Consider the following 22,572-nt stretch of genomic DNA (forward strand, 5'->3'; position numbering starts at 1 on the left):
ATGAGTCAAATTATCAAGGTTGGTATGGCCGATCTTAATATTTGCGTCTCTCCTGACGGTATCACGACACTTGGACTTGGCTCCTGTGTAGGGATTGCTGTAAGGGATCCGGTAACGAAAATTGGCGGTTTGGCACATATTATGCTACCTGATTCTAAAGAAATAAAAAACAATTCCAATATTCCGAAATTTGCGGATACAGGAATTGATGAACTTATTAAGCAGGTAGTGGCTAAAGGTGCCAATAAATCACGCCTTGTGGCAAAGATAGCCGGTGGCGCCCAGATGTTTGCGTTTAATTCCGGCAATGCTACCATGCGTGTGGGAGAACGAAATGTAGCAGCTACGATTAAAAAACTAAAAGAACTGGGTATTCCTATTTTGGCGCAGGATACCGGAGATTCTTACGGACGTACTGTTATTTTCTATCCAGAGAACGGCAACTTTGTCATTAGAGCAGTAGGAAAACCGGAAAAGACGATATGAGTGCTGAAGAGATTACTGAAGAGAAAATAGTAGAGGCCAGCGAAGAAAAGCCGGAAGAGAAGAAAAAAGAAAGAAAATTTCATAAGGAGACAAGGGTTATTACCGAAGCTCCTAAGACAAGACTTATTACCGCTTTCGTTATGCTGCTTGGAGGTGGATTCATGGCGATATTCACACTTCTGCAGCATTACGAAATCGGAGCCTGGATTAAAACTCTTCTTTTATCATTGGCTGTTTTTTTTGTGGTTGGTAGATTTTTTGAGCTGATTGTCAGTCATTTTGACAATTTGAACAGAGCCAAAGAAGATGCAATTCTTGTTCAGGAAGAGGCTATAGCTCAAAGAGAAGCCGATGAACTTGCTGCTGCCGAAGCTGAGGCGCAGGCCGAAGCTGAGAGGCTGGCTGCCGAAGAGGCTGCTGCTTTGGCAGATGAAGAAACAGAAAACCAAAATACACCGAATGAGTATAATCCATTCGGAGAAAGCGATGATTTCGTAGTCGGGGAAGACTTTTCGGAATTTTGACAGGGACTGTTAGCTTATGGATGAGACTGGAAGAAGTAAGCTTTGGAATGAATATCATAAGAATAAAGCACCTGAACTTAGAGAGAAGCTTATTTTGGAGTATGCTCCGCTTGTGAAACTGGTGGCGGGGCGACTTTCCATGTACCTTGGCTTCAACGTTGAGTATGACGACCTTGTTGGGTATGGTATTTTTGGTCTGATTGACGCCATAGATAAGTTTGACCTTATGAAGGATGTCAAATTTGAAACCTATGCAAGCGTCCGTATAAGAGGTGCGATTCTTGATCAGATAAGGAAGATGGACTGGATTCCCAGAACCATCCGCCAGAAGCAGAAAAAAATTGAGGCGGCGATACATGAGATCGAAAAAGAACAGGGGCATCCTGCGACTGATACGGAGATAGCTTCGAAACTCGGTATTTCCGATGATGAGTATGTAAACTGGCAGAATCAGATGAAGGTTACCGGTGTTGTTTCTCTGAATGAATTTATGGAACAGGGAAGTGATGTTCCGGAGGATACCAATAATCTTGCCTCGAGTTTTGAAAAACCCGAGGAAGCAATTGAAAAAGAAGAACTTAAGAAGATGCTTGCCGAAAGTCTGGCTCTTCTTACCGATAAAGAGAAGAAAGTTATTCTTTTATATTATTACGAAGAACTGACACTAAAGGAAATAAGCAATGTGCTTGAGGTTTCCGAGTCCAGAGTTTCACAGTTGCACACGAGAGCTCTGCAAAAAATGAGAGAAAAACTCGGAAAGTACATGGGCATACTTACACAACTTGGCTAAAGGGGCTAATTGACAGGAGGGTATGAATGAACGGTTATTTTCAACTAATCACTATGCCCACTACGACCGGTATAAAGGTTTTTCCGCCTACAGATTTCGGAGAAACCCTTCAATATGATGATATCAAGGAATACCTTGATGAAAGATCAATAAGCTATAGACCACAAGTGCTGAACGAGGCTGTTACGCAAGCGACAGGAGAGCTTGTTGTTTTAAACGACAACGCGGCTTTCCCGGAAAGAGAGAGCTACAGGCTCACTATTTCCCGTGACCGTATGGAGGCCTCGGCATTTTTTTATGCGCCTTCCGAAGGTGCAGAGGAGATGACCCCTAAGGAGTTTATCGAAGATCTTGCGTACAGAAATATTGTATTTGGGATAGATTCTGAAGCTATAAGCAACTATTTCTCTGATAGAGAATATTGCAAGGAAATCGTGGTGGCAAAAGGGTCAAAAACAAGAGAAGGGACCAATGCGAAGGTTGATTATACTTTCAAGGCGGATTTGCATGCGAAACCCACTATGCGTGAAGACGGTAGTGTTGACTATTTTAATCTGAATATTATTAACCATGTACATAAAGGCGAGCAGCTTGCCATACTAACGCCCGAAGACCCCGGAGATCCCGGACAGAATATTTATGGCGAGATTTTGAATCCTCATCCCGTAAAGGCATTAAAGCTTGTTCCAGGCAAAAATACTTATCTTTCCGAGGATGGGCTCGTTTTGTATGCTGATGCAGATGGGCATGTCACTTTGAAGGACGGTAAAGTTACGGTAAGTAACGTTATAGAGTTTGAAAACGTTGATGTCTCGACGGGAAATATAAATTATGACGGAAGTGTGGTAGTAAAAGGAACTGTAGCATCAGGTTTTTCAATTAAAGCAGGTGCAAATATTATCGTAAAAGGTGTTGTTGAAGGTGCCAGCTTAAATGCCGGAAGCGATATTATTCTGGAACGCGGCATTAACGGTATGGGTAAAGGAGAAATAAAGGCCGGAGGTAATATTGTTACCAAGTTTATTGAAAATTCGAAAGTAACTGCGAAAGGAAGTGTTACAAGCGAGAGTATCCTTCATTCAAATGTTTCTTCCGGAACGGAAATCAACGTTTCCGGTAAAAAGGGATTTATTGCGGGCGGCAGAGTTACAGCTACTGATAAGATAACTGCAAAGGATCTTGGAAGTGATATGGGAGCCACAACCATTATTGAAGTTGGTGCGGATCCCAACATAAAAGTAAGAATAAGGGAACTTCAAAAGGCAGTTTCGGATTCGACCAAGCGTCTGGTTACTATAAAGCCAACCGTTGAGTCCATTACAAAAAGACTTAGAACAGGCGGACAGCTTTCGCCGGAACAGACCAGACAGGCTCAGCAGCTTATCACAATGAATAAAGTTCTGGTATCTCAGATTGAGAAGAACAATAAAGAACTTGAGCAGCTTCAGCAAAAGCTTGCGGATTCAAAGGATGCTTACGTCGTAGTTGAAGGGACGGCATATCCGGGAATTACAATTCATATCGGTGATCAGCAGACTACGCTCAAAACAGAATCTACTTATTGCAGATTCGAACTTAGGGATGGATATGTAAAAACCGGGCCAATATAATGTTTTTGGCGTTTTGGTACGATATAATAATTATAGAAAGGGGAGATATATTGCGGGAGAAGGGAGGTAAATATGTCGATTAACAGAATTGATTTTCAGGGCAATGTTTTAAGAACTAACGATTTTTCACAGATTAAGCAAAATGAAGACAACAAGGTCTTCACTGATCAGAATGCCTTCCAGACCGAGTTCAACAAAGAAGTTGATCAGAAGTCCAATTCTGTGATTAAGAAAGAAGATGTCTCCCAGCAGGAAAAAGAAAAACACGATGCCAAAGAAAAAGGAAAAAATGAGTACTTTGGAAATGGCGGAAAAGGTAAAAACAAGTATAGAACTCCCGAGGAGCTTGAAAAGCTGTCTGAAACCCTTATAGGGGCCGATGGAAAGCCTTTGGATATGCATATTTCCTCGGGGTTTGACTTCAAAATCTGAACACTTTATAATACTAGATAATGTATTTCGTTATGGAGGAGCGGGATACTTTGCTCGAGTGGGGATGTTATGATAAGTGTCACGGAAATAATTTTAATCGCCGCCGGAGTCCTGGCGGTTATAATAGGGTATCTGATTCCGGGAGGCAAAGAGGCTGCCGGTTTCGATTTTGACAAGACCAATCAGAAGATAAATGATATGGTTTCCAAAGCGATCAAGAATTCTCAGGGACAAATCGATGAGATGCTTGATGATTGCATGGAGGAGGCAATTAATAAGGCCGAGCGTGCAATGGACAGGGTAACCAACGAGAAGATGTCTGCCATAAGCGAATATTCAGATACTGTCATGAATGATATCCATAAAAATCATGATGAAGTAGTTTTTATGTATGATATGCTTAATGACAAGCACAAGAACCTCAAAAACACTGTTTCTGAGGCTAATCGTGCTGCCAAGGAAGTAAAGGAAGCAGAAGCTAAAAGGCAGGCTGAGCTTGAGGAAGAGGCCAAAAAACAGGTTGAACTGGAGGCTCAGGCCAGAGAACAGGCTCTTCGCGAAGAGGAAGAAAGAAGACAGGCAGAGCGTGAAGCGGAAGCGCGAAGAAGAGCTGAGATAGAGGCTGAAGCAAAAAGAAAAGCGGCTGAGGAAGAAGCAAGACTACGCGCCGAGGAAGAAGCCGCAAGACAGGCTAAGTTACAAGAAGAAGCCGCAAGACAGGCCAGATTACAGGAAGAAGCGAAGCAGGCGGAGATTGAGGCAGGGGTGCAGGAGGAATCAGCACCGCAGTTTTCATCACTTGCCGATATTCTTGACAGAGCTGATGCTGCTGCAGCTAAAAAGACTCAGAACAGAGTAATAGGTTCGGAGCCTGAAAGTGCAGCCCGGGCTATGTCGGAAGAACTGGAGTATTATGATAACGAGCCAATGGAACTTCGCTCACAATATTGGCCGGATTCAGATGAGAATGATTTTCTTGATGATATTGCTGATGAGGTTATTGAGAACACTCCCCTCGTACAGCCTGAAATTCAGACTGTTGTTGCTGTAGATGATTCTACTGAACAAATCCCAATGGAAGAGGCACCTGCTCAGGTTGAAAAGCCTGCGAAGGTAGTTTCAATTTCCGATGCTACAAGGAAAAAGACTATTGAAGAGGTGGTTGTTCCGAATAATGATGTAATAAGTGATCCCGCTTCAAGAAATCAGAAAATACTTGATATGCATAAGGCAGGAAAGTCAGCGGTAGTCATTGCGAGAGAACTGAGACTTGGCATAGGAGAGGTTAAGCTTGTAATAGATCTTGCCGGAAAACATAAGAAAAACCGCAGTTCAATAATGTAACAGCGGTTTTGGGGGAATGAAAGAGTTATCATGAAACTAAAATATTATTTAAGGGGACTTGGTCTCGGAATTGTCCTTACAGCTGTGATAATGGGTATTGCGCTTGGAAAACGTACTGCCAAAATGAGTGATGAGGAAATAATAAAGAGGGCTAAGCAGCTCGGGATGGTTGAAGCCGAAAGTACGTTGTCAAGCTATTCGGAGACGGCTAAGAATTCGGAGGTAATCGATGAAGCCAATAACACTGCATCCGATTCGCAAGTGGATGAAAAAGGAGAAGAAATATTTGAAGAAATCCACGAAGACGAGTCTGCGGCAGGTGAATCAGTTCCTGAAGTGGATGAAAAGACGCAGGAGAGCGAACCGACTGGAGAAAGCAGTGAAAGCATTTCAGCCGAAGAAGATGTTAAGCTCGCTTCGGATGACGCTTCTGAAACAGCTTCCACAGAAACTCTTCAAGCCGAAAAAACAGGAGCAGAAACTTCAGAAACAGAAACTTCAACAGACGAGTCAGAAACTGCCCCGGAAGAAGCCTCAGTAAGTGAAGCTGCTTCTGCAAACGATTCTTCTAATGAAAGTTCAGAAACTTCTCAGGTGGCAAACAGCAGTGATACAAATTATGTGGTTGTTGTTTTGCCAAGCGGCAGTGATTCGGATGACTGTGCCAGAATTTTAAGAGAGGCAGGAATTATTACTGACGGAGTTGAGTATAATAACTACCTTATAAGTACCGGGAAGGATAGATTTATACGATCCGGAACGAAACAGATCCCTCGAGGTGCTTCCTTTGAGGAGATCACATCAATAATTACCAAATAAAAATGTCTTGTCAAAAGCCCAAAATCATGGTATTCTTATGAAGCTGTGAGCATTTGGGTTTTTTTATGCCCATTTTTAGCTGACAGTGTAGCAAATAAACACGTATTTCCAGATTTCATCCGGTGTCTGACATGGATAGGGTGATAGCTTTCCGGAGGATTTAACGCCCCTTCGGGCAAAAAGAGCAAAGAAATGCGGAAGATTAACCAAATGGAGGTAATAACATGAGCGTTGTATCTATGAAACAGTTACTTGAAGCAGGTGTACATTTCGGACACCAGACCAGAAGATGGAACCCTAAGATGGCTCCTTACATCTTCACAGAGAGAAACGGTATCCACATTATCGATCTTCAGAAGTCAGTTGTTAAGGTTGACGAGGCTTACAAGGCAGTATTTGAGATCGCATCACAGGGTGGTACAGTTCTTTTCGTTGGTACTAAGAAGCAGGCGCAGGACGCAGTTAAGTCTGAGGCTGAGCGTTGCGGCATGTACTATGTAAACGAGAGATGGCTTGGTGGTATGCTTACCAACTTCCGTACAATTCAGAGCAGAATTGATCGTCTTAAGAAGCTTGAGAAGATGCAGGAAGATGGTACTTTCGATGTTCTTCCTAAGAAGGAAGTTGCACAGCTCAAGAAGGAATATGAGAAGCTTGACAAGGTTCTTGGCGGAATCCGCGATATGAAGAGAATCCCTGATGCTATCTTTGTAGTAGATCCTAAGAAGGAAAGAATCTGCATTCAGGAAGCTGAGGCACTTGGTATTACACTTATCGGTATCGGCGATACAAACTGCGATCCTGATGAGCTTGATTTCATCATTCCCGGAAATGATGATGCTATCCGTGCAGTAAAGCTTCTTGTTGGTAAGATGGCTGACGCTGTTATCGAGGCTAACCAGGGTGCAGAGAACCTTACATCTGAGGAGCAGGTTGCAGACGAAGAGGCTGCAGAGGCTACTGAGGAGTAATCCTTATTCAGAATATTATTTGAAAAATATAATTTAAATATCGTGGAGGATAATACACATGGCTATCACAGCAGCAATGGTTAAAGAGTTACGTGAGTCTACCGGCGCAGGTATGATGGAGTGCAAGAAGGCTCTTACTGAGACAAACGGAGACATGGACGCAGCAGTTGAGTTCCTTAGAAAGAACGGTCAGGCTAAGGCTGAGAAGAAGGCTAGCAGAATCGCAGCTGAGGGCCTTACAAGAATCGCAGTTAAGGATGATAAGACTGCAGCAGTTGTAGAGGTTAATTCAGAGACAGATTTCGTTGCTAAGAACGAGCAGTTCCAGACTTTTGTTGAGGCAGTTGCAAAGCAGGCTGTTGAGTCTGACGCTAAGGATATGGATAGCTTCATGGCTGAGAAGTGGAATGTTGATACTTCTAAGACAGTTCAGGAAGCACTTATCGATATCACAGCAGTTATCTCTGAGAAACTCAGCATTCGTCGTTTCGAGAAGGTTACTGCAGAGAACGGTATTGTAGTACCTTATGTTCACGGTGGCGGAAGAATTTCTGTTCTTGTTGAGGCAGATACAGATGTTGTTAACGATAACATCAAGGATGCTATCAAGAACATTGCAATGCAGATTGCAGCACTTTATCCTAAGTATGTTGATATGAACGATGTTTCTGAAGAGTTCAGAAACCATGAGAAGGAGATTCTTCTTGCTCAGGCTACTAAGGAGAATGAAGAACTTCCTGAAGGAAAGAGAAAGCCTCAGCAGATCATCGAGAAGATGCTCGAGGGCCGTCTCCAGAAAGAGCTTAAGGAGATCTGCCTTAACCAGCAGGTTTACGTAAAGGCTGAAGATGGTAAGCAGACTGTTGCTCAGTATGTTGCTCAGGTTGCTAAGGAGAATGGCGCAAACCTTTCTATCAAGCGTTTTGTTCGTTTTGAGACCGGTGAAGGCATCGAGAAGAGAGAAGAGAACTTCGCAGAAGAGGTTGCTAAGCAGGCAGGAATGCAGTAATATTCCTATCAAGTATTAGATTTGATTGCCCTTGCCGTTATATAACGGCAGGGGCGTTTTTATTGAATAATATCGAAAAAGTTTGTTTGGGAGGAGTTATAGATGGGGGCAGTTAATCTTAAAGGTACGGGAAAAGGAATTATCCTTGAACTGGATCCCAAGGAGTCATTTGAGATTCTTGTTAAAGAGATTGCTGACAAGTTCCGTGAATCAAAATCCTTTCTGGGGAAAGCCTCTATGGGGATGATAATAAGAGGCAGGACTCTTTGTGACAAAGAAGAGAATGAAATTCTTGATACTATTTCCAATAATTGCGATATAGATGTGTGCTGTGTTATCAGAGATGATCCGGACACCGACAGAATTTTTGCAAGCTATGTAAAACAACCTGTAATTGTACAACAGGAAGAGGATAGTAAACCGGATGAAGAACAGTTAGGGATTGATCCGGATATTATAAAAAAACAGGCAGATATACATACGGGTAATCTGAGATCCGGCCAGGACCTTTCTTTTGTCAAAAGTGTAGTAATTCTGGGGGATGTTAAACCCGGAGCATCAGTAAGTTCGGAGGGCAATATTTTTGTTATGGGGGCTCTTAGAGGCAGCGCACATGCAGGAAGCACAGGCGATGAGAGTGCTTTTATAATGGCGTTGGAGCTTGATCCACTGCAGGTCAGAATTGCCGATAAGATTGCTATTTCTCCGGATTCAGATGAGGGCCCCAGGCTGAAAATGAAAAGTTTTATGAAAGGTCAGACTGACAAAAAGACCGAGGTGGCATATATTTTAAACGGACATATTGTAAAAGATGTTTACGGCGCAGCATTTTTGAGAGATAATCGTTTTATATAAATTTTCTATGGAGGGTTGTATGGGAGAAGTAATAGTCGTAACTTCCGGCAAAGGCGGTGTTGGAAAAACAACAACTACTGCAAATATTGGTACAGCGCTTGCAAAGCTTAACAAGAAGGTTGTGCTGATTGATACCGATATTGGGCTAAGAAACCTTGACGTTGTCATGGGGCTTGAAAATCGAATCGTGTATAATCTTGTCGATGTTGTTGAGGGGAGTTGTAAGGTGAAGCAGGCGATGATAAGAGATAAGAGATTTGATACTCTATTTCTTTTGCCGGCGGCACAAACCAAAGATAAGACCAGCGTGACACCTGATCAGATGAAGATGCTTTGTGAGGAACTGAAGCAGGAATTTGATTATGTTATTATGGATTGTCCTGCCGGTATAGAGCAGGGCTTTAAGAATGCTATAGCAGGTGCAGAAAGAGCTATTGTTGTTACTACTCCTGAGGTTTCTGCTGTACGAGATGCAGATAGAATAATTGGTCTTCTGGAAGCTAATGAGATAGGACAGACTCAGCTTGTTGTCAATAGAATAAGACCGGATATGGTTAGAAGAGGCGATATGATGAGCGCCGATGACGTTGTGGATATCCTTGCTATTGATCTTCTTGGCGTCGTACCGGACGATGAGAATATAGTTATTGCAACCAATAACGGAGAACCGCTTGCAGGTGACAGCACACTTGCGGGACAGGCATATATGAATATATGCCGAAGGATACTTGGTGATTCTGTTCCGTTCCTTGATCTTGATGAGAGAAAGGGATTGTTCGCAGCTATAGCCAGCGTTTTCCATAGGTGATAGGGGGATATGTCATGAATCTGACAGATGTTTTTAAGAAAAAAACTTCCGGTCAGGCAGCCAGGGATCGCCTTAAACTTGTTCTGGTTTCTGACAGGCAGAACTGTTCACCTGAAATAATGGATCGAATTAAAAATGATATAATCGAAGTGCTTTCAAAATATGTTGAAGTGGATAAAGAAGGCCTTGATATTAAGTTTACACAGATGGATACAGAAGGGACAGGCGATGAAAAGAAATGCGTTCCTGCCCTATATGCGAATATACCGATTAAGAATATTAAGCATCAGGTGAAAGAATAAAAATATGAGGATGCGGTCAGCATCCTTTTATTTTGAAATCAATCATTTAAATTTTGATTATATTTTTATTAAAAATATTGATTTTGACTGGCAATGTGCTATTATAAGATAGCAGTATAATTGCTCGCAATTTAATTTGTTGTTATTTGGAGGGAAAAATGAGTAAAGAAAACTTTGATCAATTAAAGCTTGAGAATCAGCTATGTTTTCCGCTTTATGCTTGTTCTAAGGAGATAATAAGGGCTTATAAGCCTTATCTGGATGAACTGGATCTGACATATACTCAGTACATCACGATGATGGTACTGTGGGATAAAAAGGAGATGAATGTAAAGAGCCTTGGGGAATGCTTATACCTTGACTCCGGTACTCTTACGCCTGTTTTGAAGAAACTTGAGAGTAAAGGATATATAAAAAGGACCAGATCCAAGACAGATGAGCGTAATCTTCTAGTATCTATTACACCTGAAGGAGAGTCGATAAAGAATCAGGCTAAAGATATCCCTGGAAAAATAGGAAACTGCGTAAAGCTTTCCGAAAATGATGCTAAAGAACTTTACAGATTGCTATATTTGATCATTTCGAAAGTTCGCTAAAATTTTTATAAATTATTTGTTTTTTTTATAACAATTTTTTATGAAAAACTTAATGTTTTGTGGTAGTATATTTAAGGCAACTTTTGCGGTCTTTTGCAAGGGATTTGCATAATATTATTATCCTGAAAGGGGTGGAGAATCTTTGACTATTTCAATTCTAAAAGCAGTAAGTTTCCTGATTCTTTTTCCATTTGTAATTGCAGTTCTTATGTTCTGCATTAAGAATTCATCACTACTGCGCAATTTTGTTGCAATTGTAGGAGGATTCAGTGTTATGGCTACCGCTATAATGGTAGGCATAAGGGTTCTTTCCATGAAGGGAACTACTCGCAATACATATCTGACTGCGACTGCTCCACATGATCATATTATCATGGGAGGAGAGCTTCTTCTCATGGCAATAGTTGTTTTCCTGAGTATAAAGTATAAGAAGTATTATGCTATACTTTTGTCCATGGTGGGTACAATTCCGGTACTTGCGATGGATTTATCAGGTTATGCGGTAGAGGGAGCGCCTCACTTAAGAGTGGATTTCCTCTCAGCAGTTATGATACTTATTGTTGGTATTGTGGGTATCCTGATCTGTATCTACGCAGTTGGTTATATGAAGGACTATCATAACCACCATACTGAGGTAGAGGACAGATCCAATTATTTCCTGGCACTTTTGTTTGTTTTCGTAGGTGCCATGTTCGGGCTCATTGTGTCCGACAATCTCGGATGGATCTATTTCTTCTGGGAAATCACAAGTGTTTGTTCATTCCTTCTCATCGGCTATACAAGAACCGAGGAAGCTGTAAACAACAGCTTCAGAGCACTTTGGATGAACCTTCTTGGCGGATGCGGATTTGGAGCGGCTCTTCTTGTCTGCAATCTTGTTCTTGGTATTTCAAACTTAAGTCAGCTTACAGCACTTGTTCCGAGACAGAATATGTTTGTAATGGTGCCTGTAACACTTATTGCATTTGCTGCTCTTACAAAGAGTGCACAGTTCCCGTTCTCAAGATGGCTCCTTGGAGCGATGGTTGCGCCTACTCCCAGTAGTGCACTTCTTCACTCAGCTACCATGGTTAAGATTGGTGTATATATGCTCATCAGACTTTCACCCATGCTTAACGGAACCTTCACAGGTGTAATGATCACTGTTATCGGTGGATTCACATTCTTTGCAGCTTCACTTCTTGCTATCACAGTAAGTGATGGTAAAAAGGTACTTGCTTATTCAACAATTTCAAACCTCGGACTTATCACAGCCTGTGCTGGTACAGGTACTACAGAGGGTGTATGGGCAGCTACAATGCTTATTCTTTTCCACGCTGTATCAAAGTCACTTCTGTTCCAGACAGTCGGCGATATCGAGAACTGCATGCACAGCCGTGACATTGAGGATATGCATGGTCTTATTATCAAGCTTCCTAAGCTTGCATTCATAATGATCATCGGAATTTGCGGAATGTTTATGGCTCCTTTCGGAATGCTAGTTTCAAAGTGGGCTGCTCTTAAATCATTCGTTGATTCAAACTCTGTATGGCTTGTTCTTTTCCTTGTATTTGGTTCAGGTTCAACATTGTTCTATTGGGCTAAGTGGCTTGGAAAGATTTGTACTGTTATTCATCAGTCTTATGAGCTCGAGGATATTACTCCCAAGAGTGAGATGATTTCACTTGTACCGCTTACTATGATGATCATTATCATGTGCTTCGCTTTCCCGAAGATGTCTGACATCATGGTTCAGCCCGTACTTAATGAGGCATTCCACAAAAATATTCCAAATGTTATCGGTGGTTCCGATGTCATCATAATGATGATCATGGTAGCCATGATATTTGCTATTCCTATAGGAAGCAGAATACTTGCCATTGGTAAGAAGAGTAAGATGACTATGTCCTATGTTGCCGGTGTTAATGCCGGTGATGACCGTAATTATATTGACTCTTTCGGAAAGGCAAGACCTCTGTATATGTCAAACTGGTATATGACAGAATACTTCGGAGAGGATAAGCTTCTTGTTCCCAGTATTGTGATTTCTGCAATAATCGTAATCGTAATGCTGATTATAGTTTGCGGAGGTGCTTTCTGATGATTATGACAGTGATTAAGGTTGTTCTTTATATTTTACTCGCACCCATCCTGGGTGGACTCATGGAAGGTGTTGACCGTGTCGTATCAGCCAGAATGCAGAGAAGACAGGGACCTCCGCTTTTCCAGCCGTTTTATGATGTTTATAAGCTTCTTGCAAAGCAGACCACTGTTGTTAACAGTATTCAGGTTCTCTTTGTGATTGCTTATACAATATTTACTATTTTTACAGGTGCACTTTTCTTTGGTGGCGGTGATATGCTGCTGGTATTCTTCGCTCTGTCAATGTCAGAGGTTATGATGGTTCTTGCTGCATATTCAACAAACGGCCCTTACAGTGCGCTTGGAGCAAACCGTGAGCTTTTGCAGATGATGTGTTATGAGCCCATGATTCTTTTGGTTGCCATTGGTTTTTATGAAGCAAACGGAAGCTTTATGGTAAATGATCTTATTCATGCTGCAAACCCTGCAATCATTAAGATTCCCGGAATGCTCATCGGATTTTTGTTTATACTTACAATCAAGTTTAGAAAATCTCCTTTTGACATGAGTACTTCTCATCACGCACACCAGGAGATGGTTAAGGGTCTTACCTCTGATATTTCAGGTACGAACCTTGCTTTCTATGAGATAGCGGAATGGTATGATGAAGTCCTTATGATGGGTATCGTTGCAATGTTCTTTATTTACAACAATCCTATCAGTATCGTTTGGGCTGTTATTGCATGCATAATATTCTATCTCATGGAGACACTGATAGATAACATATTCCCCCGTGTTAAATACATGGCGATGCTTATTTCCAGCTGGGTAGTAATTCTTGTAACAGCCGGAACAAACTTGCTTATCTTAAGTGTAATTAAGTAAAAGGAGAAACTATGAAAATTTCAAAATCACCCTGGGTGTTACATTATGATGGATCCAGTTGCAACGGATGTGATATTGAGGTTCTTGCAACGATGACTCCACTTTATGACGTTGAAAGATTTGGAATTATAAATACAGGAAATCCCAAGCATGCTGATATTCTGCTTCTTACAGGCGGTATAAATGCTCAGACAGCACCCGTTGTAAGACAGCTTTATAACCAGATGCCGGATCCCAAGGTAGTTATTGCCTGCGGAATTTGTTCCTGTGACGGTGGTATCTTCAAGGAGTGCTATAACATTCTCGGAGGTTCCGATAAGGTAGTTCCTGTTGATGTATATGTTCCCGGATGTGCAGTAAGACCTGAGGCACTTATTGATGGTGTGGTTAAGGCACTTGCAATCCTTGAGGAAAAGAGAGTTAAGGTTAAGGAATCAATGAAGCAGGGTTACTGCACAGTTGATTACAGTAAGATTGCAGTTCGTATGAAGGCTGAGGATTATGATCCGGCTACGCAGTATGATGCAGTTTTGACAGAAGAGGCATTAAGAGAGCAGGCAGAGGCCAAGATGGCACAGACAGCTAAGCCTGCACCTAAGCCGGCAGCGCCCGCTGCTGCAGCTCCTGCGAAGGCAGCTGCACCCGCAGCACCTGCAACTGAAACAGCTGCGCCTAAAAAGGATGAAGGAGGAAACGCCTGATGAATACAGAATTTAAGATTGTTAAGGCGGAGGAAGTCATCGACGAGGCGCAGAAGCTGAAGTTTGATGGTTACCATCTTATGCAGCAGTGTGCGACAAAGACCGCTGAAGGCTATGAACTTGTATACAGCTTTGGCAAGGCACTTGAGGTATTACAGGTCAAGATAATCCTTGAGAATGATCAGCCCATAAACAGTATCAGTCATGTTTTTCCCTGTGCTTTTCTTTATGAAAACGAGATGCATGACCTGTTCGGAATAGATATTCAGATGATCAGTCTTGACTACAAGGGTAATTTCTATAGAACAGCTATAGAAACTCCATTTAAGTAACTTCCTTGTGATTAGTTTGTGTAAATAACGTAAATAGAAAGAGGAGATTCTATGTCAACTAGAAGTGTAATTCCTTTCGGACCTCAGCATCCTGTATTGCCGGAGCCCATACATCTTGATCTGGTACTTGAGGATGAGAAGGTTGTCCAGGCTATTCCTTCCATTGGTTTCATCCATCGTGGTCTGGAAAAGCTTGTAGATAAAAAAGATTTTCATGAAATGGTATATGTAGCAGAGCGTATCTGCGGTATCTGCTCACTTGGTCATGGACTTGGCTATTGTGATGCTGTCGAGCACATTATGGACCTTGAAGTGCCTGACAGAGCGAAGTTCCTTAGAACAATGCTTTCAGAGCTTAGCAGAATGCATTCACATATGCTTTGGCTTGGTCTTCTTGCAGATGCATTTGGTTTTGAGTCATTATACATGGAGTGCTGGAGAATCCGTGAAGAGATTCTTGATATGTTTGAGATGGCAACCGGTGGTCGAGTTATCTTCTCCATCATGAAGATTGGCGGACTTCGCCGCGACATTCCGGACGATATGCTCAAGGATTTCAGACAGAGACTTGATAGTATTGAAGAAGGCCTTAAGATGGTTAGCAAGCCTTTCTTCGATGATGTTGCTGTTAAGAACAGACTTGTAGGTGTTGGTATCCTTACTCCCGAGAAGGCAGATCTTCTTGGTACAGCAGGTCCTTTCCTTCGTGCAAGTGGTATTGCAAGAGATATCAGATCAACAGGCTATTGCGCATATAATAAGATTGAGTTTGAGCCTATCATCAGCACAGATTGCGATTCTTATGCTCGTACAGAAGTGCGTATCAAAGAGCTCTATCAGTCAATTGATATTATGAGACAGTGTATCGATAAGATGCCTGCAGGTGAGGTTGATTTACAGGTTAAACCTAATCAATTGCCTAACGGTGAGTACATGGCAAGAATTGAGCAGCCAAGAGGTGAAGCTCTTTACTATGTAAAAGCGAACGGTACAAAGTTTATCGATCGTATGAGAGTTAGAACTCCCACATTTGCTAATATTCCTGCACTTGTTGATATTCTGGCAGGATGTGATTTCGCAGATGTTCCGATTCTCGTACTTACCATTGATCCTTGTATCAGTTGTACAGAACGCTAACGCTTATTTAGAAAGAAGGTAGAGAGATTTGAGTCTAATAAATTTTAACGGTACAGTATTAAAAAATCTGTTCTCAAAACCTGCGACTCGTAAATATCCTTTCGAGCCAAAGGTATATCCTGAGCGTACTCGCGGTCATGTACAAAACGACATGGACGTGTGCGTACTTTGCGGTCTTTGTTCCATAAAGTGTCCGACACATGCGATAACTGTTGATAAAACTGAGAAGACCTGGTCAATCAGACCTATGAGTTGTATTCAGTGCAGATGCTGTGTTGATAACTGTCCTAAGAAATGTCTTTCTATGGACACTCACTTTACAGAGCCCGGAACCGAAAAGGTTACCAAGACCTTTAAGCAGTCAGAAAAGGCTATTGCAGCTCAGGAAGCACTTATGAAGGCAGCCAAGGAACGTGCGGCAGCCGCAGCGGCAGCAAAGGCAGCTGCAGCAGAGAAAAAGGACGAATAAAAATGAAAGCACTTATCCGTGTTACAGGGGCTGTCCAAGGCGTTGGTTACAGACCGTTTGTAGCAGAGCTTGCAAATAAATATGAGCTCAGAGGAGAAGTGAAGAATCTTGGTGGTATAGTGGAAATAACTGCTGAGGGTGATGGTGATAAGATTAGTTCATTTGCAGATGAACTTAGGACTAATTCACCCTCGGGAAGTATTGTTTTAAGAGTATCACTTGATTATTCAAAATGTAACGAACCGGAAGGTCAAAGTGACCATTCCGGTTTTCGTATTGTAGAGAGCAGCGGAGAATTTGATAAAAATTATTTGCCTGTATTTCCGCCGGACATAGGTATATGTCCGGAATGTATGAAAGAACTTCTTGATAAAAAAGACAGAAGGCATCGGTATCCGCTCATAAGTTGTGCTTCCTGCGGACCAAGATTCAGTATATTAAAAGAACTTCCCTATGACAGAGAGACGACCACAATGGGCGTCTTTTCAATGTGCCCGGTTTGTGAAAAGGAGTACAGAAGTGGGAGAAGAAGACATGCCCAGACAATATCCTGTCATGACTGCGGCCCTCAAATCGTTTTCAGGAGCGGAAGTGATGGTGATTTCTTCGAAAAAGAAGATGCTTTGTCACAGGCGATACGGGTTATTAGAGATGGCGGCATTATAGGGATAAAAGGAATAGGCGGATATCAACTTGCTGCTAGTCCATATAATTACGATACGGTAAAAAGACTGCGTCTGCTTAAGGGAAGAGAACAAAAGCCATTTGCAGTTATGTTTGATTCGGTTCGGAAAATAGAGCAGTTCTGTTTTGTTTCGGAACTTGAAAAGAAATATTTGGAATCTTCGGCAAGACCTATAGTTCTTTTGGATAAAAAAGAGGATCCTTTTGCGGAAAATGTATGTGGAGATTCAAGGCAGATAGGTGGATTTTTACCTTCATCAGGGGTTCACAGATTACTTACTCTTGAACTTTCCGAACTTATCGTGACAAGTGGCAATATTTCCGGGGAACCGATGATAACAGATGATACGGTTTTTGCTGATAAATTCGGGGATAGCATTGACGGGATACTCTATTATGAGCGTGATATTTTGAGACCGCTTGATGATTCAGTTTTACAGATTTATCGAACAGAAGACGACTATGAATGTCCAAGGTTCATAAGGCGCGCCAGAGGATATGTGCCGCTCCCGATGTTTTTGGAAAAGCCGCTTAAGGAAAAAATACTGTATGAGGCTTATGGAGCGGATCTTAAGAATTCCTTTGCTATAGGCTTTGGGGATAGAATTATCCAGAGTCAGTTTTTGGGAGATATGGAAGACTATAGTGTACTAAAGCTTCAAAGATATGAACTGGCGGAATTCGAGAAGCTTTTTAGAACTGACAATTTAAGTACTGAAAAGAAAATTGTCATTTCAGATATGCATCCGGGATATCATTCATCTGCTCTTGCAGATGAGGCTGGTGGGGAACATCTGAAGATTCAGCATCATCACGCTCATATTGGTTCTGTCATGGCGGAAAATGCACTTACAGAGTGCATTGGTGTAGCATTTGATGGTACAGGCTACGGAACTGATAATACTATTTGGGGCAGCGAATTTCTTATCTGCAGGAGCGGAGATTTTGAGAGGGCAGGACATTTTAAGAGTGTGAGAATTGCAGGTAGTGATGAGGCTATGAAAAATGCGGAAATATCTGCATTCTGCTATCTGTATGATTCAGGTATAGATATACCTGACCATATTCTGAATGAGTCGGAAAAAGGATTACTGAAGGCAGCGCTTCAAAATAATATAAATGTACACAAAAGCTCAGGAATGGGGCGGCTGTTTGATGCTGTAAGCTGTATTCTCGGGGTATGTAATTACAATTCCTATGAGGGTGAGTGTGCTATAAAGCTTCAGAATAAGGCTGAGGATTATTTGAAATCCCGGAAATCCGATGAGATTGTCAAAGACCTTCCGATTTCAGATCTGATCAGGATTAATTATGATAATGAAGAATACATTCCTGATATGCAAAAGCTCCTTGGGTATCTGACTGATAATGCCAATAGAAAGGATATCGGCATGCTCGCATATGCCTTTCACAATGTGATAGCGCAAATAACTTTAAGAGTATGTCTGAAACTCAGAGAAAGGACAGGACTTAACAGCATATGCCTTTCTGGCGGAGTTTTTACCAATAGGGTTCTTTTGTCATTATGTGAAAGATTACTTGTAAATGATGGTTTTGTGGTATACTATAACCGCGTTTTTCCTACAAATGATCAGGGAATAAGCGCAGGTCAGATATATCTGGCAGACTTAAAGGAAAAATCAAATTAGTATTTATGATATTTGAAAGGAATAATTATGTGCGTAGCAATACCCGGTCGTATTACGCAGCTTAACGGAACAAAGGCAACTGTGGATTTTTCGGGCAACACGGTTGAGGCAGAGGCAGGACTTGTAAAGGTGAAAATCGGAGACAGAGTTCTGGTACATGCAGGCTGCATAATTCAGACAATGAGCGATGAAGAAGCAGATGAGATAGAAGAACTTTTCCGGGAAATAGAGGATATTCAGATTTAATTTATGAATAAATTAGAGCTTATAAAGGAAAAACTAAAAAATTATGACGGCGAAGAGCTCCGTTTTATGGAAGTTTGCGGAACTCACACTGCGGCTATTTCTGAAAATGGTATACCGGGGATGATATCGCCCAAAATCCATCTGATATCAGGTCCCGGATGTCCGGTATGTGTTACTGTCACAGCAGTAATTGACAGGCTTACAGAGCTGGCACTCACTGACAATACTACAGTGCTTACTTTTGGGGATCTTTTAAGGGTAAAAGGCTCAAAGATGAGCCTTGCCGATGCAAGGGCAAACGGTGGCAGCGTCGAGATGCTCTATTCTCCGATGGATGCTGTGAAAATGGCAAAGAATAACCCTGACAGGAATTATGTTTTTGCAGCTATCGGGTTTGAGACTACAACCCCCGTTTACGCTATGGTATTAAAAGAGATTATCTCGCAGGATGTTCATAATTTAAAGCTCCTGACATCCCTTAAGACTATGCCCCAGGTGATAAGATGGGTTTGCAAAAATACTGATAATATAGACGGATTTCTTGCGCCCGGACATGTAAGTGTAATTACAGGTTCGGACCTGTTTAAAGAACTTTCAGAGGAGACAGGGCTTCCGTTTGTTGTTGCAGGTTTTGACGGCCAGGGCCTCTTGGCTGCTGTATATGCTCTTTGCGGAATGAAGGGCGAAAGCGGAATAAAGAATGTATATAAGAGTGCTGTCACGGAAAAAGGAAATGAGGAAGCAAGAAAAGCAGTCAGCGAATTTTTTGAACCCTGTGACGCTTCATGGCGCGGAATGGGAATGATTCCAGGATCCGGTATGAGACTGAAAAAGGAATATAGCGAGTATGATGCCGGAAGCTATGGTCTTGATGAGGATCATATGCCGCCGGGATGCAGCTGTGCACGGGTACTGACCGGGGAAATATCTCCCGATGAATGCCCTTTATTTGGTAATAAATGTACGCCCGAGGATGCTCATGGTGCATGCATGGTCTCCACGGAGGGAAGTTGTTACAATTATTATATTTCAGGCAGAAAGAAGAGATAAGGAATAAATATAGATGAAAGTTACAATGGCACATGGAAGCGGCGGTGCTTCAACAACTGAACTGATAGAAAACATATTTGCCAAACATTTTAAGAATGAATATCTTGATCAGATGGAGGATTCCGCAGTTGTTCCCGGAAGCGGGAGACTGGCGGTTACTACAGACAGTTTTGTTGTAACCCCGTATTTCTTCCCGGGCGGAGACATCGGAAGACTATCCGTATGCGGCACAGTTAATGATTTGCTTATGAGCGGTGCTGTTCCCAAGTATCTTACCTGTGGATGTATCCTTGAGGAAGGAATGGATCTGGATGATCTTGATAAGATAATCGAATCCATGGCAGCTACAGCGAAAGAAGCAGGTGTCACCATAATAACAGGCGATACAAAAGTTGTGGAAAAGCGAGGAGATTTTGGCGGAATAATGATAAATACATCAGGCGTCGGTTTTATGCCCGAGGGTGTTTCACTTTCACCTTCAGGACTTAAAGAGGGCGATGTAATCATAGTATCCGGTAATCTCGGTGACCACCATGCAGCAATTCTATCGGGCAGAATGAATATAAAAAATAATATTAAGTCCGATAATGCGCCTCTTTCCGAGATGTGCCACTCACTTATAGATGAGAATGTAAAAGTACATGCCATGAGAGATGTGACAAGAGGTGGTCTCGGTACTGTTTTACATGAGTTTTCGAAGGCTTCAGATTGTGAGATAAATATATATCAGGATAAGCTTCCTGTAAGCGGAGAAGTAAGGGATTTTTGTAAAATGCTCGGACTTGACCCGGTTTATATGGGAAACGAAGGAAAGATGATCTGCGCGGTTTCAGGTGACGACGCGGATAAGGCACTTTCTATCATAAAGTCATCAAAATATGGTGAAAATGCAACTATTATCGGAGAGGTCAAAAAAGCCGATAATTCAGGTGTAATACTTCATACATCAATCGGAGGAACAAGACTTATCGGACCACTGTATGGTGAGGGACTTCCGAGAATATGCTGATAGGACATAAAGCGTAAATTGCTTTGTAATTTGAATATACTGTGATATAATGCACTATATGTTGTGATTTGAAAGTGGCTTTTGACATATTTGGAGTTTAATATGAAATTTACAAGAGTTAATAAGGACACTGTTAACTGCATAATTACAGAAGATGATATGGACGAGCAGGGACTTCGTCTCGAGGATCTTTTTGATAAGAGCCAGGAGGCTATGGATTTCTTACACGAAGTTATGGAGAAAGCAGCTGCTGAGGTTGATTACAAGCCCCAGGGAGCTTTTACACCCATGCAGATAACCGTCCTTCCGGACCATTCAATATCGCTTACTCTTTCCGAGAATACGGAGGGAGCTTTTGCGGATATGCTTAAGAATTTAACTGAAAAAGCAGGACTGAGATTTCCTAAGAATTTCCTGGAGGAACTCGGTGATGTTCCGGAGGAAGACAGAATTCCCAAATTGAGTGAATATCTTCAGAGTCTTAAGGATTTCACCAATTCAGTTAAGAATATGGTAGAGAAGACTTCATCTGATATGAATGATAAAGAGGATGACAGTATACCGGTAAAGAGAGGATCTGTACGACAGACCAGAATAGAAAACAGAGACGAAAAAAGGGTATCTGAAGAACTTGAGAAGATCGGCTTTAAGACTTTTGTCTTTTCAATTAAGGATTTGAGGACAGCTATTTTACTAAGTAAGCAGATTCCCGATGATGTTGTCATGGGCAGTACATTGTACAGAAATCCTTCCGATAATATGTTTTATATGGTATTTGACCGAAAGGATGAAAATGCAAAAACATTTGCTGCAGTTTTCTCTGTGTGCTACGAGTTCGGCAAATTTGTAACCACGAAGGACAGTATAATCTGTCATATGGATGAGAACTTTGATACTGTTCTTAACGGGGATGCAATAGAGAGACTCCGCAGTTTATAACTTTCGAAGAAGGACCACTGCATTTATAAATGAGTTTTACCAAAAGGGACGACTTCCGATGAAGGACGTTCCTTTTTTATACTATGAAAACCACGAATATATTCTAAGAACAAAGAAAATATGGAAGAGATTAGATTAAATAAATATATTGCCATGTGCGGCGTATGTTCACGGCGGGATGCTGACAAGCTCATAGAGGAAGGAAGAATAACCGTCAATGGTAAGCCGGCTCAGTGCGGGATGAAGGTTAGCGATGAGGATGAGATTCTCTGCGACGGTGTTTTGATATCCCGATTTGGTGATAAAATTGTTATTGCGTATAATAAGCCTGTGGGCGTAGTTTGCACTGAAAAGGATGAACATGCAGAGAGAACAATAATTGAGGATCTCGGTTTTGACAGACGTGTGACCTACGCAGGCCGCCTGGACAAGGATTCTGAGGGGCTTATGATCCTTACGAATGATGGGGATCTTATTCAGGCAATGATGAAATCCCGCAACGGCCACGAGAAGGAATATGTCGTTGAAGTTGATAAATCCATTACGGAAAAGTTCCTAACTGATATGGAAAAAGGAGTTTATCTTAAGGAACTTGATAAAACGACAAGACCCTGTAAGGTGAAAAAAATATCTGAGAGTTGTTTTAGAATAATACTTACTCAGGGGCTGAACAGGCAGATAAGACGAATGTGCGACGCTTTTGGATATGGTGTTGTCAGGCTGAAGAGAGTGCGCATACTGAATATTGAGCTGGGTGAGCTTGGGTATTCAGAGCATCGCATGATTGAGGGCGATGAACTCAAAATGCTCTATGAGCTTGTCCGGAAGAATTAGTATGAAAAAGGTAAAATAAGTTGTTTATGG

25 protein-coding genes are annotated in these 22,572 nt (G+C 41.8%); all 25 read left to right on the forward strand.

The window, feature by feature from the left end:
• On the forward strand, positions 1-486 hold the full coding sequence (locus G630_RS0100540) for a chemotaxis protein CheD (protein WP_022760144.1): 486 nt from the start codon (positions 1-3) through the stop codon (positions 484-486).
• Complete coding sequence (locus tag G630_RS0100545) at positions 483-1,010, forward strand: hypothetical protein (protein ID WP_026497405.1); 528 nt, start codon at positions 483-485, stop codon at positions 1,008-1,010. The genes G630_RS0100540 and G630_RS0100545 overlap by 4 nt, the downstream gene beginning before the upstream one ends.
• Before the next feature lie 16 nt (positions 1,011-1,026).
• Entirely contained in the window at positions 1,027-1,800 is a 774-nt protein-coding gene (locus G630_RS0100550) for a FliA/WhiG family RNA polymerase sigma factor (RefSeq protein WP_022760142.1), read from the forward strand.
• Between the two features lie 26 nt (positions 1,801-1,826).
• Entirely contained in the window at positions 1,827-3,410 is a 1,584-nt protein-coding gene (locus tag G630_RS20145; protein WP_044958365.1) for a DUF342 domain-containing protein, read from the forward strand.
• Between the two features lie 72 nt (positions 3,411-3,482).
• Positions 3,483-3,842 (forward strand): hypothetical protein, encoded by a 360-nt coding sequence (locus G630_RS0100560; RefSeq protein WP_022760140.1) that lies wholly within the window; start codon positions 3,483-3,485, stop codon positions 3,840-3,842.
• 69 nt (positions 3,843-3,911) lie between these two features.
• Complete coding sequence (locus tag G630_RS0100565; protein ID WP_026497406.1) at positions 3,912-5,186, forward strand: DUF6115 domain-containing protein; 1,275 nt, start codon at positions 3,912-3,914, stop codon at positions 5,184-5,186.
• Positions 5,187-5,216: 30 nt separating this feature from the next.
• Entirely contained in the window at positions 5,217-6,005 is a 789-nt protein-coding gene (locus G630_RS0100570) for a hypothetical protein (protein WP_026497407.1), read from the forward strand.
• A gap of 224 nt (positions 6,006-6,229) precedes the next feature.
• Positions 6,230-6,976 carry a 30S ribosomal protein S2 gene (gene rpsB, locus G630_RS0100575; RefSeq protein ID WP_022760137.1) on the forward strand — a complete coding sequence of 249 codons (747 nt, stop codon included), beginning with the start codon at positions 6,230-6,232 and terminating at the stop codon, positions 6,974-6,976.
• A gap of 58 nt (positions 6,977-7,034) precedes the next feature.
• Positions 7,035-7,985 (forward strand): translation elongation factor Ts, encoded by a 951-nt coding sequence (tsf, locus tag G630_RS0100580; protein WP_022760136.1) that lies wholly within the window; start codon positions 7,035-7,037, stop codon positions 7,983-7,985.
• Positions 7,986-8,087: 102 nt separating this feature from the next.
• Positions 8,088-8,840: a septum site-determining protein MinC gene (locus tag G630_RS20150; RefSeq protein WP_049946024.1), complete on the forward strand. Its 753-nt coding sequence runs from the start codon at positions 8,088-8,090 to the stop codon at positions 8,838-8,840.
• Positions 8,841-8,859: 19 nt separating this feature from the next.
• Entirely contained in the window at positions 8,860-9,648 is a 789-nt protein-coding gene (gene minD, locus G630_RS0100590; RefSeq protein ID WP_026497408.1) for a septum site-determining protein MinD, read from the forward strand.
• Positions 9,649-9,662: 14 nt separating this feature from the next.
• Positions 9,663-9,950, forward strand: coding sequence for a cell division topological specificity factor MinE (gene minE, locus G630_RS0100595; RefSeq protein WP_022760133.1), 288 nt, complete (start codon positions 9,663-9,665; stop codon positions 9,948-9,950).
• A gap of 158 nt (positions 9,951-10,108) precedes the next feature.
• Positions 10,109-10,546, forward strand: coding sequence for a MarR family winged helix-turn-helix transcriptional regulator (locus G630_RS0100600; RefSeq protein WP_026497409.1), 438 nt, complete (start codon positions 10,109-10,111; stop codon positions 10,544-10,546).
• A gap of 142 nt (positions 10,547-10,688) precedes the next feature.
• Positions 10,689-12,626, forward strand: coding sequence for an NADH-quinone oxidoreductase subunit 5 family protein (locus tag G630_RS0100605; RefSeq protein WP_022760131.1), 1,938 nt, complete (start codon positions 10,689-10,691; stop codon positions 12,624-12,626).
• The gene (locus G630_RS0100610) at positions 12,626-13,492 is read left to right on the forward strand and encodes a respiratory chain complex I subunit 1 family protein (RefSeq protein WP_022760130.1); all 867 of its coding nucleotides are present in this window, start codon (positions 12,626-12,628) and stop codon (positions 13,490-13,492) included. Before G630_RS0100605 ends, G630_RS0100610 begins: the two co-directional genes overlap by 1 nt.
• An 11-nt stretch (positions 13,493-13,503) precedes the next feature.
• Complete coding sequence (locus G630_RS25685) at positions 13,504-14,193, forward strand: NADH-quinone oxidoreductase subunit B family protein (protein ID WP_044958366.1); 690 nt, start codon at positions 13,504-13,506, stop codon at positions 14,191-14,193.
• Entirely contained in the window at positions 14,193-14,525 is a 333-nt protein-coding gene (locus G630_RS0100620) for an NADH-quinone oxidoreductase subunit C (protein ID WP_026497412.1), read from the forward strand. Before G630_RS25685 ends, G630_RS0100620 begins: the two co-directional genes overlap by 1 nt.
• A 51-nt stretch (positions 14,526-14,576) precedes the next feature.
• On the forward strand, positions 14,577-15,662 hold the full coding sequence (locus tag G630_RS0100625; RefSeq protein ID WP_026497413.1) for a hydrogenase large subunit: 1,086 nt from the start codon (positions 14,577-14,579) through the stop codon (positions 15,660-15,662).
• 28 nt (positions 15,663-15,690) lie between these two features.
• Complete coding sequence (locus tag G630_RS20160; protein ID WP_022760126.1) at positions 15,691-16,131, forward strand: 4Fe-4S dicluster domain-containing protein; 441 nt, start codon at positions 15,691-15,693, stop codon at positions 16,129-16,131.
• A 2-nt stretch (positions 16,132-16,133) separates the two neighbouring features.
• The gene (gene hypF / locus G630_RS0100635) at positions 16,134-18,464 is read left to right on the forward strand and encodes a carbamoyltransferase HypF (protein ID WP_026497414.1); all 2,331 of its coding nucleotides are present in this window, start codon (positions 16,134-16,136) and stop codon (positions 18,462-18,464) included.
• Positions 18,465-18,491: 27 nt separating this feature from the next.
• Positions 18,492-18,710, forward strand: coding sequence for a HypC/HybG/HupF family hydrogenase formation chaperone (locus G630_RS0100640; protein WP_022760124.1), 219 nt, complete (start codon positions 18,492-18,494; stop codon positions 18,708-18,710).
• A 3-nt stretch (positions 18,711-18,713) separates the two neighbouring features.
• The gene (gene hypD / locus G630_RS0100645) at positions 18,714-19,760 is read left to right on the forward strand and encodes a hydrogenase formation protein HypD (RefSeq protein WP_026497415.1); all 1,047 of its coding nucleotides are present in this window, start codon (positions 18,714-18,716) and stop codon (positions 19,758-19,760) included.
• A 13-nt stretch (positions 19,761-19,773) separates the two neighbouring features.
• Positions 19,774-20,769: a hydrogenase expression/formation protein HypE gene (gene hypE, locus G630_RS0100650; RefSeq protein WP_026497416.1), complete on the forward strand. Its 996-nt coding sequence runs from the start codon at positions 19,774-19,776 to the stop codon at positions 20,767-20,769.
• A gap of 102 nt (positions 20,770-20,871) precedes the next feature.
• Positions 20,872-21,708, forward strand: a complete 837-nt coding sequence (locus G630_RS0100655) for an adaptor protein MecA (protein ID WP_026497417.1) — start codon at positions 20,872-20,874, stop codon at positions 21,706-21,708.
• Positions 21,709-21,828: 120 nt separating this feature from the next.
• On the forward strand, positions 21,829-22,542 hold the full coding sequence (locus G630_RS0100660; protein WP_044958368.1) for a pseudouridine synthase: 714 nt from the start codon (positions 21,829-21,831) through the stop codon (positions 22,540-22,542).
• The last annotated feature ends 30 nt before the right edge of the window (positions 22,543-22,572 follow it).

The organism is Butyrivibrio sp. WCD2001, assembly GCF_000424485.1.
Taxonomy (GTDB): Bacteria; Bacillota; Clostridia; order Lachnospirales; family Lachnospiraceae; genus Butyrivibrio.